Origin of the sequence: Paenibacillus sp. P32E (assembly GCF_001909085.1) — a bacterium.
Classification (GTDB): domain Bacteria; phylum Bacillota; class Bacilli; order Paenibacillales; family Paenibacillaceae; genus Paenibacillus_AQ; species Paenibacillus_AQ helianthi.
This window is the reverse complement of sequence record NZ_LVYY01000068.1, coordinates 198,914-215,883: the sequence shown is the minus strand read 5'-3', so window position 1 is coordinate 215,883 and position 16,970 is coordinate 198,914. Positions and strand designations below refer to the sequence as shown.

The 16,970-nt window shown below is 50.5% G+C and carries 17 protein-coding genes; 3 read left to right on the top strand and 14 right to left on the bottom strand.

All coding sequences use genetic code 11. The features are described from left to right. Positions 1-226: 226 nt before the first annotated feature. From A3848_RS28545 to A3848_RS28525, 5 genes are all read right to left on the bottom strand, one after another. A complete protein-coding gene (locus tag A3848_RS28545; RefSeq protein ID WP_074088419.1) occupies positions 227-457 on the bottom strand; it encodes a cold-shock protein in 231 nt (76 codons plus the stop codon). Between the two features lie 136 nt (positions 458-593). Next, positions 594-794 (bottom strand): cold-shock protein, encoded by a 201-nt coding sequence (locus A3848_RS28540; RefSeq protein WP_019914790.1) that lies wholly within the window; start codon positions 792-794, stop codon positions 594-596. 258 nt (positions 795-1,052) lie between these two features. Further along, positions 1,053-1,331, bottom strand: a complete 279-nt coding sequence (locus A3848_RS28535) for a hypothetical protein (RefSeq protein WP_074088418.1) — start codon at positions 1,329-1,331, stop codon at positions 1,053-1,055. Positions 1,332-1,402: 71 nt separating this feature from the next. Beyond that, on the bottom strand, positions 1,403-2,506 hold the full coding sequence (locus A3848_RS28530; protein ID WP_074088417.1) for an MBL fold metallo-hydrolase: 1,104 nt from the start codon (positions 2,504-2,506) through the stop codon (positions 1,403-1,405). Positions 2,507-2,599: 93 nt separating this feature from the next. Then, the gene (locus A3848_RS28525; protein WP_074088416.1) at positions 2,600-3,313 is read right to left on the bottom strand and encodes an HAD family hydrolase; all 714 of its coding nucleotides are present in this window, start codon (positions 3,311-3,313) and stop codon (positions 2,600-2,602) included. 148 nt (positions 3,314-3,461) lie between these two features. Between A3848_RS28525 and A3848_RS31505 the strand changes: the two genes are divergently transcribed. Beyond that, a complete protein-coding gene (locus tag A3848_RS31505) occupies positions 3,462-3,752 on the top strand; it encodes a stalk domain-containing protein (RefSeq protein ID WP_083612425.1) in 291 nt (96 codons plus the stop codon). Continuing rightward, on the top strand, positions 3,721-4,488 hold the full coding sequence (locus A3848_RS28520; protein WP_083612423.1) for a stalk domain-containing protein: 768 nt from the start codon (positions 3,721-3,723) through the stop codon (positions 4,486-4,488). The genes A3848_RS31505 and A3848_RS28520 overlap by 32 nt, the downstream gene beginning before the upstream one ends. Before the next feature lie 131 nt (positions 4,489-4,619). Here A3848_RS28520 and A3848_RS28515 read toward each other — a convergent pair whose 3' ends face one another. Beyond that, the gene (locus tag A3848_RS28515; RefSeq protein ID WP_074088415.1) at positions 4,620-6,206 is read right to left on the bottom strand and encodes a histidine kinase N-terminal 7TM domain-containing diguanylate cyclase; all 1,587 of its coding nucleotides are present in this window, start codon (positions 6,204-6,206) and stop codon (positions 4,620-4,622) included. Positions 6,207-6,511: 305 nt separating this feature from the next. Here A3848_RS28515 and A3848_RS32530 point away from each other — a divergent pair, with 305 nt between their 5' ends. Then, positions 6,512-6,712, top strand: coding sequence for a hypothetical protein (locus A3848_RS32530; protein ID WP_178382094.1), 201 nt, complete (start codon positions 6,512-6,514; stop codon positions 6,710-6,712). On the opposite strand, the gene A3848_RS28510 is transcribed toward A3848_RS32530, so the two are convergent. The 8 genes from A3848_RS28510 to A3848_RS28475 form a co-directional block, all read right to left on the bottom strand. Next, positions 6,700-6,948, bottom strand: a complete 249-nt coding sequence (locus A3848_RS28510) for a type B 50S ribosomal protein L31 (protein WP_074088414.1) — start codon at positions 6,946-6,948, stop codon at positions 6,700-6,702. The genes A3848_RS32530 and A3848_RS28510 overlap by 13 nt on opposite strands. Before the next feature lie 257 nt (positions 6,949-7,205). After that, positions 7,206-8,060, bottom strand: a complete 855-nt coding sequence (locus A3848_RS28505) for a diguanylate cyclase domain-containing protein (RefSeq protein ID WP_074088413.1) — start codon at positions 8,058-8,060, stop codon at positions 7,206-7,208. Next, positions 8,050-10,146 carry a cellulose biosynthesis cyclic di-GMP-binding regulatory protein BcsB gene (locus tag A3848_RS28500; protein ID WP_074088412.1) on the bottom strand — a complete coding sequence of 699 codons (2,097 nt, stop codon included), beginning with the start codon at positions 10,144-10,146 and terminating at the stop codon, positions 8,050-8,052. The genes A3848_RS28505 and A3848_RS28500 overlap by 11 nt, the downstream gene beginning before the upstream one ends. Positions 10,147-10,190: 44 nt before the next feature. Next, entirely contained in the window at positions 10,191-11,441 is a 1,251-nt protein-coding gene (locus tag A3848_RS28495; protein WP_074088411.1) for a glycosyltransferase family 2 protein, read from the bottom strand. A gap of 21 nt (positions 11,442-11,462) precedes the next feature. Further along, positions 11,463-13,001, bottom strand: a complete 1,539-nt coding sequence (locus tag A3848_RS28490; protein ID WP_083607132.1) for a hypothetical protein — start codon at positions 12,999-13,001, stop codon at positions 11,463-11,465. Continuing rightward, positions 12,998-14,575 carry a glycan biosynthesis hexose transferase WsfD gene (gene wsfD / locus A3848_RS28485; protein ID WP_074088410.1) on the bottom strand — a complete coding sequence of 526 codons (1,578 nt, stop codon included), beginning with the start codon at positions 14,573-14,575 and terminating at the stop codon, positions 12,998-13,000. The genes A3848_RS28490 and wsfD overlap by 4 nt, the downstream gene beginning before the upstream one ends. Positions 14,576-14,599: 24 nt before the next feature. Further along, positions 14,600-15,751, bottom strand: a complete 1,152-nt coding sequence (locus tag A3848_RS28480; RefSeq protein ID WP_074088409.1) for a glycosyl hydrolase family 8 — start codon at positions 15,749-15,751, stop codon at positions 14,600-14,602. 202 nt (positions 15,752-15,953) lie between these two features. Further along, the gene (locus A3848_RS28475; RefSeq protein WP_074088408.1) at positions 15,954-16,967 is read right to left on the bottom strand and encodes a potassium channel family protein; all 1,014 of its coding nucleotides are present in this window, start codon (positions 16,965-16,967) and stop codon (positions 15,954-15,956) included. Positions 16,968-16,970: the final 3 nt, after the last annotated feature.

Sequence of the window (16,970 nt, the reverse complement as noted above, 5' to 3'; positions counted from 1 at the left end):
GTGGCAGCGTTTCCAACCTTATTCTCCAAAAGTTTCACCAATTGTCAAGAACAAATGCCGCCCTCCGCCAGACGCACCAAAAAAACCCTTAAGCAGTTTCCCTTGGCAAGGGTTCTGTTAAGGGCCTTATTCACAAAAAAAATAGCCCGCTCCTCTAAAGGAACCGACTGCTAAATGATATTCTTAGTGCTGTCTAAATGTATAGATCGGCTTCTGAAGCGGCAGATTACGTAATCGTAATGCCCTTCTTGATCGCCTTCATGTCAAAATTCGTGTTCACAAGCATAGGCAGTATCTTCATGCTTCTAGTCATTGGAGAGTTACATTGCCAGCAGGTAGGTACATATTGAAAGGCAAAGTTATCGCGCATCCATCCTGAGCAATCCTCTTTGGTGCAGGACCAGATGGCTGTGTCTTCCTGTGGAAGATCCTCCAGTGCTTTTTTACGAAAATACATAAGTACCCCTCCTTGGTTCGAATTGAGAAGATGTCCACACCCCTTAACGGGCGTTATGGCAGGGCTGCAGCGGCTTGTTCGGTGTCAAAAAAAAAAGCTGCCCTCAACATGTGTTAAGGACAGCCTGATTTCAAAATTACAGTTTTACAACGTTTTCGGCTTGTGGTCCACGAGCGCCTTGAGTTACGTTGAACTCAACGCGTTGGCCTTCGTCCAAAGATTTGAAGCCGTCGCCAGTGATTGCGGAGAAGTGTACGAATACGTCGCTTCCGCCTTCAACCTCGATAAAACCGAAACCTTTGTCTGCATTGAACCATTTAACTGTACCTGTTTGCATGATATTACCTCCAAAATTTTATTTAACACATGTCCTTTTATTCCTACGTATTGTACGAACAAATAAAAATTCACACATTGGAAAAGGCTTCATACGCACAAATGATAACCCTTTACAATATGTGAATTAAGGTTTAACTTTATGTTTGAATTTATTGTATCACATTAATTCTCCGAAAGCAAAGGAATTGCTAAAAATAAAAATATTCTGCCCGGTCTGAGTCTTCCGCAAAGGCCGAAAACCGGGCAGCCGCAAGGGTTAGTCGATATATCCGGCTAGCCCTTTATCCATTAAATAATCCATTTCAGCATCGAGGATGCTCTCTACAGTCAGTTCATCCAGCTTCACATCGCGCTGGGCGACGATATAATCCACCAGATCATCGTTATCGATGTCTACCTCACCTTTGGCATTTGCTTTGGCTTTGTTGATAAAGGTCTGCTCATGCTTCAGCACCAGCTCAATCAGCTTCGGATCGACTTTCGTCTCCGCAGCCAGCACCTCCAGCAACTCCTGTTCATTCACTTGATCACTCATATTCGTATAGTCAGCTCCTCTGGCATTTATGCACAGCTATTGTACCACAAGTCCTTACTCCGTCTCGCCTCTTACTTCCACCATGCCAGTGAAGGGACTTCGGCAGAACCCGCATAGACCGGCTCGCCGATGCGCGGTGTAGCCAGACGCACATTCTGCGCCTTCGCTGCTGCAAAGACACGCTCCACCGGATCAGTCCAGTCATGCATCGACAGGGTAAATGCCGCCCAATGGATCGGAATCATGAGGGCGCCGCGCACATCCAAATGCGCCTGAACTGTCTGTTCCGGAAACATATGAATATCCGCCCAGCGCGGATCGTATTGACCGCATTCCATCAGCGTCAGATCAAAGGGTCCATACTTCTCGCCAATCTCGGCAAAGTGAGGGCCATAGCCGCTGTCCCCGCTGAAGAAGATCTTCGTCTCCGCCCCCCGGATAATCCATGAGCACCAGAGGGTGGAGTTGCGGTCCAGCAGGCTGCGCCCGGAGAAATGCCGCGCCGGAGCGCTGGTCAGCGTAAGCCCCGCATACCGGATTTCATCCCACCAGTCCTGCTCACGAATGTTCTCCCGGCTCACCCCCCAGCGCTGCAGGTGTGCGCCGACGCCAAGCGGAACAATGAACATGCCCACCTTGTCCTTCAACTGCTTGATCGTGCCGTAGTCGAGGTGGTCATAATGGTCATGGGAGAGCAATACGGCATCGATGTGAGGCAGCTCCGAAATCTGGGCCGGCAGCTGCTTGCTGTATCGACGTCCCCCGACAAATGGAAAAGGGGATGGCGAGCGGCCCAGCATCGGATCAAGGAATAGCGTCACTCCATCTATCTCCAGCAGGACAGCGGAATGTCCAAACCAGGTCACCCGGGTGTCCCCGGTCGCCTGAATCGAACCGGGCAGGAGCTTCTCCGGAATCAGGGGCTGCTGCGGCCGCGAGCGGGGATTGCCTTTGATGAAATCCTTGAGAATGGATAAGCCGCCTCCAGCGCTGTTTTCCATCATCACAGTTGCTGCAGGATACACAAATTTGCCATCCTTGTAATTCAGCGAGCGGCTGATCATCCGCTTTTCCTCCTTGGAGGCTCTGCGGCCAAAGGAAGGATAAAAGGTCATTACAACGTAAGCCAACACGGCCAGCGCCACAAGGAAAACAGCGATAATAATTAAGGTCATGGTCCAGCCCTTCTCTCCCACATATTAAGATCTTAGGCATATTATAAATCTGGCCGGAACCGGGAGCAAATGTACCGCCAGTAATCCAGAAAGCTACAGGTTCCAGCCAGGGATTTTGCGCAAATCGCCATCCCAGATTTGGACGGTGCTCTGCACCGGAACGTCAGCCGGAGAGGAAGCCGTACGAATGAAGCAGGAATCAATTCCCACTGCCGCCGCACCTGTCATGTCTGTACGCGGATCATTGCCGATCATAACAGCCGAGCTTAGATCAGCCCCGTACTTCTCTGTCAAATAGCGGTAAAACAGCGGATCAGGTTTGCTGATGCCTGCCTCCGAGGATATCGCAACCCCGTCGAATAAATGCAGAATCCCCAGCATGGTCAGTTCTGCTTCGATGAAGGTTTTCTGGCCGTTGGAGAGCAAGAACACCTTCTTGCCCCGCGATCTCAGGTGCCGCAGTATTTCCTCAACCCCGTCATACAGGGAGATCTTAATCATGGATAAGGTGCGCAGCCATCTTACGGTTTCGTGCAGCCAGGCTTGTCCAGGGTTCCCGCCCAAATACCGGGCTACCTCCCGGAAGACCTCCTCCATCACAAAATCCGGGAACTCACAGTGCTGTGCAGCAGCGGCAAGCTGACGGTCCCGTTCCAGCAGAAACCGCTGCTGCAGCTCCTCTCCGGTAATAGTCAGGCCATGATAACCGAAGTGGAGCGCGAGCCGCTCCCAGACTCCGGGTTGCTCCTCGTCCGTCTTAATGTCAATCAGCGTGCCATACAGATCAAAAATATATGTCTGATACATAGTTCCCCTCCTAAGCGTCTGTATTGAAGCTATTGTTAATATTTTCATTCTAAACGGATATGGGACTTATGCAACAAAATCCCATATCCTGACGTTTAGAGGTTAACAGACCCGGCACCAGAGAATCTGAACCAAAGGAGCATCCGTCATGAACGTCATCCTAAAAACAAGTGCTATCCTGCTAACCCTGTCGCTCGCCCTTACCACCGGAGGGGTCTCTGCTGCCCCTAGTGCTTCATCCACACACTTCAGCGCCGTAAAGGCATCCTCATCTGTGGCTGCTATATTCTCGATATCCCTGAGCGGGACTGCTCTTTCGGAGTCCGGCTACCAGCCTTCCGGCAGCAAAGAGCCGCTGGTTCCTCTTCGCGCTGTTGCCGGTGCGCTTGGCTTCACGGTCGCCTGGAATGCGCTTGACGAAGGCCGTAGACCTGAATAAGGGGAGCATTTTCACTACAGTAAAAAGTGGCCAAGACCGTTATACAATCAATAAAAGATACTTCACACTCGGTACAGCTCCGCAAACAAAGCAGGGCAAGCTGTATGTCCCCGCCTCTTTTATAAGTAAAGTGCTGCGGCAAGCGGTAACCGTGGAGGGACAACAGATTCTGATTCGTCCGGCAGCAGATGGTCTCAGTGAGACCGGCGTGATCACTTCTATTACCGATGCGGACAACTACCAGGCCGTGCATATCCGGGGGATCGGTACAGAGGGAATCGTTCTGAACGTTGGGAAGGATACCCGGCTTGTCCGCAAAGACGGCTCGGCGCTGGCCTTCAGCGAGCTTCACATCGGCATGACTATTGAGGCTCAGCACTCCCTGATCTCTACCCGCAGCTTGCCTCCGCAAACTCCGGCCTACCAGATTACTGTACTGGACGCGGAATCACCAGACGAATTTCTGGGCACGGCAGGCACCATCCAGCAAGTCATTACCGCCGGGGATGGTACAGCCAGCATCCGTATCCGCGGCAGTGCACTGAGCGGGAAATCACAAAATGAAGTTGTGCTTCGCCTGACGGAGGCTACTGTTATCATCAATTCAAGCGGAGAGGCTGTATCTTCCGCCGATCTCACCGAGGGCGCCAAGGTTATCGGGTTCTATAGTCCCTTCCTGACCCGAAGCCTGCCTCCAACGGGAACGGCCCTGAAGGTGGTCTTGGAGACGGAGTAACATTAGGCTTGTGCGCTCGCAATAGCGTGAACCCTATAAATCCTTGTATTTCAAAAAAAAGCCGCGGTGCTCTGCAAAATTGCAGAGTCGCGGCTATTTGATAGGTGCCTCAAATCATTTATTCTATGTACTCATCCTTTAAGTGCTTCCCGAATGGCCGGCTCGCGGCCCAGCGTAACTCTGTTCTTGCCGGTGGCCTTGGATAGATACAGCGCTTCATCGGCCTGGCGGTACAGATCCTCAAAGGTTACATCGCTGCGCTCCGTGAAGGCAATTCCGATGCTGACCGTAAGCCTGATACTGTGTCCCTCGCCCAGATGGACCACATGCCCGCCCATCGTTTCCCGGAAACACTCTGCCTCCTTCAGCGCCTCGTTCTCGCTGCCTGTGAAGAAGCACACGGCGAACTCTTCGCCGCCCACCCTGCCAGCAATCCCCTTATCCTCATATTCCGCAAGGATCTTGCGGGAGAAGTTCACCAGTGCCAGATCGCCAGCCATATGCCCGTATGTATCGTTAATCAATTTGAAATCGTCTATGTCGAACAGAAGCAGCGCTAGTCCCGCTCCGTCCCGTACAGGATACTGCTGTAACAGACGCATGAAATGCCTCCGGTTATAGAGGCCGGTCAGATCATCCACTGTCGCCTGATGGAGCAGTTCACGTTCATAACGTTTCTTCTCGCTGAGGTCACTGAATACCATGAGCATCCCTGTAGTTTCGGCCTTGCCCCGTTCAGTGGCAATGAGAGAGACGCCAAACCAGGCACCCTCCTCGCCAGGCGCTTTAATTTCGAATTGCCCCTCGATACGTTTGGAATATTGTGATGCGATATCTTCATAGCGGTTCAGCAGCAGATGGATACTCCTGCCCATCCAGGTGTTGTTCCTAGGCTCCTGCTGCTCTTTCAGCAAGCTGCGCAGCATAGCGTCAGCTGCCTCATTTATATCAATAATGTTGTCATAGCGGTCCGTCAGCACAATGCCGTCTTTCATATTCTCAAAGATTTTACTCTTGGCCAGAGGATACAGCGACAGCCGCGGATCGCGGAAAATGCTGAGGTATCCGGCAAGAATCGGCGGCAGATAAGTAAATGCCGTGAAGCCTGTAATGGTAATTCTGAGAAGCGGCAGCAAAAACACTGATAGAACCGGAATCAGCAGCCCTCCCAGCAACATTAGATTCCGGCGAAAATAATATTTGGGGGAGTTCAGTAAGGATAAAGCCAGTAAATAAACAGCATATAACCCGAACATCTGGTCATAGGCAATCAGTATCATACTCAGCACCGTGGGATGAACCACTATTCCGGTGACGCCCGCCACGGTGGCAAGTCCTATCCCGCTGCGCATCAGGTGATGATACGAATCGGTAAAGATCAGCGCCACATCAAGGGCAACCGGAATGCAGAAGAGGGCAAGCCTCCTGGCCAGCCCCTCCACAGAACGGGACACATACTCTTTGATTACCGCGTAAGTAAAGATCGTGCTTAGAAATAGCGGGGGCTGCTGCAGATTCTTCCACCAAAGCTTGGCCTGAAAAGAAACCGATATGATCTCTCCGGCTGTAGCCGCAAAGATCAAGCTGACCAGCAACATTAAGATCCATAAATAACGTCTTCCCGGCGTGGAGCGGTACTTGTATGAACTGACACCCATATAGAGACTTAGAACACAGCCCATCAATAGATAAAACGGATAACCCTGCATCCACGGCATGTCATATTTCTCCTATTTTTGAGATCACTTTGCCTTATTATATCCTACTCTTTCACACAAATGAATGATACTTACAAAAACTCCGGATGTCACGGGACATTTGCTTCGCGTACAGGTCAAAGGGAACCACTGGTTCTTCGGCCACCTCTGTGCCTTCGGAACACAACGAAGACCCTGCGGGCAGCCCGCAGAGTCTTCAAAAGGTGAGAAGTGAATGTTTAGTTATGCCAGGTTCCAGAGGCTAGGGTACTTTTCCGGTAAACAATCGACGCCATCTCGATTTGTTTTTGCCTTTCAGATAGTACATGGGTGAAATCAACTACCTTTCGGAAAACACATTACATGCCGTTCCAAACGCTATAATTGACACCTTCCACTTCCCACCTGCTTATTATTACCCGAAATCTGCGGTTGATAAGCAGCTTGTACAAAAAAAAGAGGATCTCCCATCCGCCATCTGCATGGCTGCGGAATACCCTCTGTGGTCAAACTATTATTTCTTCTGAGCCAACCGTTGTTTGAACTTGTCAACACGGCCGCCAGTTTCGGTATCTCTTTGTTTACCAGTGTAGAACGGGTGGGATGCGGAGCTGGAGTCCACACGGATCACTGGATAAGTGTTGCCGTCTTCCCATTCCATAGTTTCACCGGACGATTTAGTGGACGAGCTCAGGAATTTGAAACCTACGCTGGCATCCAGGAAAATCACCTGGTTGAATTTAGGGTGTATGCCTTCTTTCATTGTAGTAACCTCCTTCCCGTACATATACAATCTCTATGGCAAAATGAAGCGATCTCTAGGGAGATAACTAAATCCACAGATTTACACGCCATACTATCATACGTGATCTGGAGCGTGGAGTCAACCATCAAAATCAATACACAGCCCAGCTAGAGCGGCTTCACCATTCCGCCATCAATCAGCAGGCACTAGGGCCAGGCTCGCGAGAGCCACCAGCATGCTTATCGCCAGCTATACTGATACGGACTACTTATCGGCTACACATCATACTCCAGCTGCTTCTTGGCCTGAACAATAAAGTCTAACGGATTCTCTATCGTTGCTTCCTCATATTGCACGGCTCCGATTTTCAGCCCCAGATTGACCTTATATTTCTTAGAGAACTCCGTGTCATTCAATTCCTGCAGCTTGAATTTAATCCGTTCGATTACAATCTTAGCCCCTTCGCGGTCCGTGAATAGCAGAAGCCCCCAGGTGGCATCCTCCTTGTCCAGCAAATACAACGCATCATTGGTGCGGATACTGGATTGACTAAGCTGGGAGACATCATAGATCGCGTCGGATAACTGATCTTCAGGAATCAGACGGCGGATTTCGCTCCAGTACTTCACCTTGACCACCAGCAGGGTCAGCGGAATGCTGTAGCGGGTAGAAATCCCTGTGAACAGACTGGCGTCCTTCTGAAAAGATATCGTGTTGCGCAAATCGGTGTTCTCGTCTACAGTGGCGAGATTAGCCGTTCGTTTCTCCAGCCGCTCGTTCTCGGCCTGCAGCTCCCGGGTAGTGGAGGTGAATACCCACAGCACCACCGTAAGCAGCGGAGTCATCACCAGCCAAAAATACGTATTGACACCAATGGTCTCCCCCTCCGACACCGTCTGGTAGAGAACAAAAAAGCCGTATCCGAAGATAAATGCAAGATTAAGCACCAGCCCGGCGGTTACGTTGGTGAAATAGGTGACCAGTGCCAGCAGAAAAGCGATATTTAAAATAATAATATTCTGGATGTAATGATCGGGAGAGCCTGCGATAAACACGATACATATGAAGATCAGCACCAGGAATACCAAAAAGGCTATATCGGAAAACAGGCTGCTGCGGTTACGTCTCATGCTTATCACCACGTTTCTTCATATGTTTACGGAGGAGCAGAAGCAGCGACACGATCATAAGCATGACCGCAAGCACGACAGCCACTACGAATCCCAGCACATCGCTGCGGTCTGTAATCTGTGTAATCACGGAGTCCTTGGCTGCTCCGGTAATCGTTTTGAAGCGGTACGCGCTGACATTGCCGTCTTTGTCGGCGGTGACGCTGTCGCCGTATACCTTCCACTTGTCTTTTTCGCTGGCGATCAGCTTGGAGACCAGATAGATATCCTCCGTACTGGCTCCAGTCACCGCCATAAAACCCCGTCCGCTCTGATAAGGGGACTCCAGCAGCTGCAATGTGCCGATCTCTGCCCCATACTGCTCATCAATGCTCATCTTCTCATTAGAGGTGAACGAGGACCCGTCCTTGCTGTACCGGAAGTACAGCTTGTCATTGTTGTCACGAATGACCTTATTGTCCCTATAGGAGCCGATAGCGATAATATTATTGTCCTTCAGGTTATCCGCACCGACAGTATCGGTGTAATAGTGGATATCTCCTGTATTCCCACCCGCATATTGACCCAGCAGATTGAAGACATTCGCCAGGCTCAGGTAGGAGTAGTTATCCATCTTCTGAGGCAGCACAACCGCCACATGGTTGAAGATTTCATCACGCAGGAACGGATAAGGATAATTATTGAACAGCAGATCCGTCCGGTCTTTGGTATTCAGATGCATAGCCGTATCCTTGCTGATATAGGCCCAAGGCATTTGTCCCGTATTCGGGGTACAGATGGCATTCTGCATCTCCAGGTCGAAGGCCACCGTCACTGAGAAGTTGCCGGTGATATTCAGACTCTGCGGAATGGCCAGATTCAGTGTATCGCCGTTCGCCAGCTCCTTGGTCAGCTTCTTGCTGCCGACCGGAGTATTATTAATGCTCACGGTTACCAGCGAGCGGTCGAAATCCAGATTCTCCGCATAGCGGAAATCCAGGCTGATCTTGCCGGAATCGGCAATCGAGCGGTTCGACGGCAGAGACACGAAATAGGTCTGCTCCTGATGGTTCGGACCGGTCAGCTTGTCGCCGGTTTCAGTAAAGGTCACGTTCGAGCTGATGGCATAAGCCGGAGACGTCACATCGGTGGCCTCATCCACGACCTTCGTGTTGCTGCTGATCTGGCTGACGAGCTGCCGGCTGGCGAGAAGCCGGCCGGCCTTGATCAGCAGGCTCTCATCCTTGGAAGTGACCACCAGGGTAGGCCGCGTATCCTTGTTCACCAGTTGGATCAGGGCATGTCCCCCCAAGTCCACGGATGAATCCAGCTGCTGCTTCAATTCACCCGGTACACGGTCCGCCAGGGCAACCAGAATCACGAGTCCCCTGTCCTTAACCGATTCTTCCCTGTAAGGCAGCAGCGGCAGGGTTGTGCCCGGCAGGGTATTGGCCTTGGCGAAACCGGATAAGGCGTAGGTGGCTGCTTCCAGCTCGGAGCCGCTGGCATTGTCCGGTACGCTCAGGAGGCTTTGGCCTTTTTTCACATAATCCATGCCGGAGAAACGCTCGCTGAAATCGCCGATGCCGCCGCTCAGAGCCTTGGTGGTATAAGATACCGCAACATCAGAGGTATTGAACAGATGCAGCCAGTTATCCGGTGTATTGTCCACGTAGCAGACCTGATTATTCTCCTTCGCTGTCCGCAGATACCCCTGAATGCTTAGCGTGTTTACCCCATTCTTCAGGAAGCTCTTAGGTGCGTTAACGGATATACTTTGTTCCCCGTTGTTTTGCAGAGTGGGTCTGAAGGAGTAGAAAGGGCTGCCGTTCAGCGACAGCGTAACACTGGAGATCTGATCCACTGTTATTTGCGAAATCTGAAAATGCAGATTGACCTTCAGGCCCTCGATATTCCAGTAGTCCATTACTGTAAAATACTGCTGTTGCGAGCTTGTTCCCGTAAGTGAACTGTCAGTTCCGGTAAATGCGGTCTCATAGATCAGCTTTTCGCCAACCGGGACCGCTGCAGCTGCAGAAGCCGCCCGGATCGGGATCAGGAAAAGGGAGAGGCAGAGCACCCATATCATCATCTGTTTTTTGTTCATCGTCTTGGTCTCCTGTATCACTGATTTCTTGTCCTGCTGGTGTCTTAGTATCGTTCCGTTTTGTACCACTTGGCTTCCCTTTTGAAGATGACGTCTTTCAGATAGTTGTATAGTCCGTAAGCGGCAACGACCATCCACAGCTGGCAGTAGGATACATACATCAGCATAATGATCCACAGGTTGGACAGGCTCATCTCGCCTTTTTCTGTCGTGAGTGTGACGAAGATGCCCACTACGAACAGAATGACTGCGAGCAGCCACAGGAAGCTGCTGAGTCCGGCTATGGTGGTATGCACGTAGCCCATCGCATGCAGCACGAGTAGCAGATCGGAGGTGACCAGCGAGATCAGCAGCAGGAAGTAGATGGACAGGTAATACAGGATATCGAAGCGGATTTTGGCTGCCGAACGGTCAAAGAGCAGAGGGATATTTTTGACAATGACATAGATATTGCCCTTGGCCCAGCGCGTGCGCTGCTTGAACCAGACCTTCACCGTCTGCGGTTCCTGCTCCCAGGTGACCGATTTGGGCTGGAATTTGATCCGGTAGCCCATCATATAAATGCGGAAGCTGATCTCCGTATCCTCAGCGATTGCTTTGACGTCCCAGCCGCCAATGCTCTCCACAATCGACCTGCGCATAATGAAGTTGGTGCCGGGGATCGTGCACAGCTTGAACAGCTTCCAGCGCCCGGCCTGGGCCATCCATTGAAAGGACAGTGTCTCAATATTAATAAACCGGGTGAGCAGACTTGCATTGCGGTTGCGGGTCCGGAATTTGCCGATCACCGCGCCCAGCGTGGCATCATTCATGATTTCGGCGACGAGATACCTCAGTGCGGTCCGCTCCGGCGTATTATCTGCATCATAGATAGCGATCAATTCACCTCTGCTGCGGGTGAAGCCGATGTTCAGCGCATTGGACTTCCCTTTGCCGCCCGTGACCGCATCCGTGTTGATAATGATCAGATTGCGTCCCGGGACGCGGCTCTGAATATGGCCCAGCAGCTCGGCACTGTTGTCGGACGAATTGTCGTTAATCACAATAATCTCGTACCGGTCCTGCGGGTAATCCAGCGCCAGCAGGGATTCGACGGTTTTGCTGATGACAACACCCTCGTTGTGGGCCGGCACCATAATCGTAACGAAAGGATACTCGCCCTTAATCTCCGGAACATCTTCATTTTCGGTTGTAATGTAATACAGATAGCCCGCTATAATCAGAGCTACGTTGACCAGCAGCAGGGACCAGATGCAGATCACCGCAATTACCATCAGCACATCTGAGATCGTCATGTTTTCTCCTAGCTCCTATTATCATGATTTCAAATACTTCTTCCGGTACAGCCTGTAACCGATGGTCATCAGGCCGCCGAACAGCAGCAGGGCAGCAATAATAACAACGATAAAAAATTTATTCTGCACACTGAACAGCTTGGTGAAGCTTCGGATCTGCTCTTCTTTGTATTGGTAATCACTGCTTACGGCCTCCGGGACATAGTCGACATTCAGGGGAACGCCGTTCACCGACACCACTCCATCTGCGGAGACCACGGTATTCTCCTCTGTAACAGTCTTGTGCGCCCCCTGCTTGTAATCGGCAAAAGTGATCCACTGCTGTTCCAGCGTCTGCAGCAGCTTGTTAATCCCGGCTTCATCCTCCGGCAGCTCTGCGGTAATTGCCGTATTGACCGGCAGCTGCGGCATCGCGTGGGAAGTGTGACTCAGCCCCTGCAGGGACTCCGTCGTCAGGCTGTAGAGAGAGGAGGCGAACGTCTTGGAGACATTCGTCTGGTCCATGTACCTGACTTCCTCATCCGGGTACAGCACCGCAGAGTCAAAAAAGCCCAGTCCCCGCTCTGCATATTCTTTGTCATAGCTCCAGTAGCTTTCCGCACCCGCACCAAGCGGTGCCAGCCCGTTCTTGATCAACACATTGAGAAAAGCGTTCATTTTATCATGCAGCGTATAATCATTGCTGTTGATGGGAGGTCTCACGGCAGGGGCATTAACCAGGATAGTGCCATTGCGGGACTGTACAATTTTCAGTGCCTCCAGATAACGTTCCATCGCCGGAAAATCAGTATTGCCGAACACCGGTTGGACACTTGCGATGAACGGAATGCCTTCCTGATATAGCCGGTCCGCCACTTTCTCCAAGAGATCCAGATCAGAGAATGGATAAATCTCTCTAAGCACCAGATAAGTGTGGGGAACTGCGGAAGAAGGAAGCCAGTCCTTTAGCACATAGGCCATCGCCATTACACTGGAGTCTCCTTGCCTCAGGTAAGGAGCGTAGGTATATTGTCCGCTGCTTACAGCATAAGGAGCCTCCAGGCTGCTCTCCTGAAAAGACAGGCGGCCATAAGTCCTGACTGCCTGGCTTGCAGCAATATAGGGCATCTCCTCCACCTTAAGATCAATCCCTGAAAAGCCCCCTATAGAGAGCTTGGCACTCCCTCCGGGCCATACAGCAGCAGTAAGCCTCAGCGCCTGCTTCATTGGACCGGGAGTATTGTATCCTACATACATCAACTGACCCGGATAGTCCGCGATATCCTTCAGATAAGCCTCATTTGTAATGGACAGATCGGAACGGTTAATGACAGTAATTACTTTGGAGTAGGAGTTCAGAACACCTTTCTCGTACTTATCCAGACTCGACAGCGTAACTTTTGTGCTGTAAGCTGCCAGCAGCCTTTGAAGCTCCGCCACATTTCCCGCGAGGGCCGTCCCCTTCGCCAGGCTGTCGTACAGCAGCAAGACTCGCTGCGGAGCGGCCGCGGAATGTGCGGGTGCGGGCAGCAACAATAGAGTCATAAGCAGCAGCAGGCTGACCATCCCTTTAAGTTTCAAACACTCACACCCTTTTCAGGTCCCGCATAATCGGTTGTAGGAATTGTAGGAAGAGCGGTGTCAGCAGGGGTCGCCTGTGCAGCTGTTGGCAGTTTTCTGCGAGTAAACAATCCCCGGCTAATGACGCTCGACAGGGTCAGAAATGTCACCAAATCAAACGACTGTGTGAACAAAAATTCATGTTTGGCGATGTCGGCATCGCCCGCTCCAATAATGGATACAAATATGCCGGAGAGACCCACCAGCATGGTCGCCAGAACCAGCATTGATCTCTGCATTGACCGGAAATCCCGCTGTTTGACCGCCGCTGCGAAGGATGGCATATAGATTCCCGTAACCACTGCCATCCACAGGAGAATGAAACCAAACGTCCGGGGAGCAAGCTTTTCCTTAAGCAGACTGTATCCGGTGAAAAACCTGCTCTGTGCCCGGAATTCCTTCCCTGCTGATTTCTCGTAGTTTCCCATAGCCGCAGGTTTGATGGTATAAGCGCTCTTGGCAGCGGTATTCAGAATAGAGCCCATTTGGTCGGGATGAGTCATATAGTATTTCAAAATCGAAATAAATCCATAGTGGCTGTAGAAATTCTTCTCCAGAATTCCCGCTTTCACATCGACCGTACCGTACTGGTCATAATACGTATTCCCTTTCAGAATGGCGTATTGCTCATTGATGCCAAAGGATTGGAGTTCCGTTTCCGGGTTCTCCGATTCCAACAACACGCCGCGGGTCATCGCATGGTATTGGTTGATGTTCACAAATTCCTTAGAAATGTTCAGATAGGTCGCTATTCCGGATATCATCATCAGCCCAATAGAGGCGGCAGTAAGGTAGCGGAAAATACGATCTTTACGAATCCCAATGAGCGGTATTGCGAGCACGGAAATGACCATGCCTACAGGAGCGTTCTGCTGCTTGGAGGTAGTCAGGATGAGGGTACTGACCACAAAAAGTGCCAGCATGGCATAGTCATTGTATTTTTTGCGGTACAGCAGCAACCAAGAAGCGAAAACGAAGAGCATCATGATCATCACCACGCTCTCGCTGAAAAAAGAGTTGAAATAAGCCGTATAGCCTGTATCGCCAAATATAAAAACAGCCAAGGCAGCGACAATCATCCCCCGTGTGCGAGACATTTTGCAGGTCACGGCTTCGATTAATAAATAGACGCCGGTCACATACAGAATCGTATAAATACCTGCTTGAAATCGGATATCGAAGACCTCTTTGCTGAATACCAGCTTATTGATCACAAGGGACAGCTTAATAAATAGGGATTGGGAGGATACCAGCATGGAACTATTCTCGTTATAGTATTGATAGATTCCAAACTGCTTCACAAAATAACCAAAATATCTGCTGTCATAATCAGGCAGGTTGAAGTACAGCCCATTACTGTAGATGATCCGGAAAAAGTCACCGTTGTCTGCCATTCCTACATAGGGAGCTGTAAACAGAGCTATAACTGTAACCAGCAATACTCCGAAGGCTGCTACAAGAGCTGGGGAAACCCGTAGTCCGGTAAGCACCATATGCTGCCGCAGCGTTGTTTTTACTATGTTGTTATCGATCATACGGGTCACCTTCGTTACTGTGGTTTAGAGTGAATAAGAATAAGCAAGTAAGGCCATAAGATTATCAAAAGAATACGCCTGTCTCGTATCCGTATTGCCGAATCCGCCGAACAGCGGACTGTTCGTCTCCCGGACCTGAAATTCGTTCATTCGCGAAATTCCCGAACGGTAGAGTGCATCGTCTCCTGCTTCTGCGCCAATCATAGCCGCCAGAGCATAAATCGCGGTGGACCTTATCTCATTCAGCGGCTTCCCGTCACGGGAATATTGCCCGTAAAGCGTCCCTGCCTCGACTTGTTCCTTGATATAGCGGATACTTGCAGGCTTCTGCCGGCCTGTCTCTGCCAAATGCAGAATACTCAGGAGGGATTCCACCGTATTGATATTCTCCGAGCTGTAAACTCCTGTACCATAATCGAATCTCGTCTCGTAGAATGGGAACGAATCTGAGAGGTAGCCCTCCTCCAGAATCCCATCCATGTTATGCAATAATATACCTCTTAATTCGTTAGAAATCGACACTTTTCGCAATGTGCCTAAATCAATATAACATAATGTAATGAAGCTATTCGTAGTTTTGTAAATTTTGTCATAAAAATCGTACATATATCCTTCTTTTACATTATTCTCATAGAAGCGCTGGCTGTATTTATCCGCTTGCTCTGTATAAGCCGGCTCGTCAAAAATCTTACCCGCCTCATATAAAGCTCCAATTAAACGGAGGTCATCGACAGCTGCATTCACAGGATACTGCTTCTGCTGTTTGGGGCTGTAGCGATAGCTAAATCCGCCCTCCATATCAAAGGTTTGCTCGGCCAATGCCCACTGGCTGGCAAATTGCTCCTTGTCGCCGGCAAGCACGGCTGCTCTCATCAAAAGGGAAGCCGATTCGCTCAGCACCTCATGACCGGTGGCCGCTTCACCGGATTCATCGGTCTCCAGCAAATTGGTATATACACCGTAAGGACCGGTAAGCTGCTTCGTAATAAATGCGCTCAACTCCTGCCTTTCTTCACGGATATTGATACTTTGGCCTATGGGTGACGAGGAAGGAGCTGTGGTCATCGTCTCATTGGCTGTGGCGGTAGGTTCGGTGGCTGGTTGGCCGCCGCTGCAGGAAGTCAGCAGCAGCAGTGTGAGTAGAAGCGCGGTGGCTTCGCTGAGTTTTCCGGTCATTCCATCACATCCTCGAGGAAGAAGGCATCTGTTATCTATATAATATAACGGTAATATAAGTCACAAACTTTAACTATGTAATTGATCATTATGTGTCTAATCGAATAAAAGATTCAATTTCAATAAGAAAGAGCTGTACGAAGGTTCCTGAGGGACCTGTACAGCTCTTTTTTCGGATGAAATATAGATAGATATCGTTCGGCTAGCCTTTGATCTGACGGTAAGTTTCCTCATCCGACACGATATAGAGTCTGGCTTCCTGCGGGATCGGCTGATCCAGCTTGCGGTTGATGCCAAGGTCACCCCGGTCGGACAATAGTGTCGCTCCCTGAAGCAGCAGCGCCTGAAACGCATCGCCGTAGGTACGCCAAGCGGCATCCCGGGGAACTTCATAGATATCATCCCCATGCTCCCGGCTAAGCAGTTGGGTAATCACCTCGGGATTCCCTTCCTGCAGCGCTGAGCGGACAGCGAGTCTTGAAATGGCATCATGCGAAAGTACGAATTCATTGACATGGACATGGCGGAAGTTTTGGATGTTCTTTTCCTGCATGATCTCAACAGTGGTATGTACCTGCGGAGCAATCCGCTCAATACTGGAGGCGATCAGCAGGGTTTTGCCATCCGTCAGAGAGGCCTCATCGATCCGCGTATCCCCGAAAATGATCGCAGCCCTGGCTCCATAAATATTCGCCTTCTGCAGGATATCGTCGCTTGAAGGATCACCGCTGATGAAATGGACATGCTCCAAATGCTGCAGCGGATGCTGGCCGCTCTCGTCGATGATGACGATCCGGCAGTCCGGCGAATAGCAGAGAATCTCATCGGCGGCAGCCTGCGTTTTGCGGTTCCAATTGATCAGTACCACATGGTCTTTCCCATGAAAGCTCAAGGTTCCGGCTCCCCTCCTTCTTTGCAACTCCCCCATGGAATCAATAATCTTCCCGATCACCAAACTGAGCAGCCCAATGCCGAAAATATACAGAAACATGGTAAATAGCTTTCCCGTCACCGATTTGGCAAAAAAGTCGCCATAACCTACGGTGGACATCGTCGTCATGACCCAATAAAAGGCATTAAACCAGTTATGGAAAGTTCCTGGCTCCAGTAAAAAGGCAATCGTTGCACTCATCACAATAAAGGCCAGGATGACCAGCCCAATGGACTTTTTCCTTAGACGCATCAGCTTTCCAGAGAGACGCAGTAGAAAATGCATCGG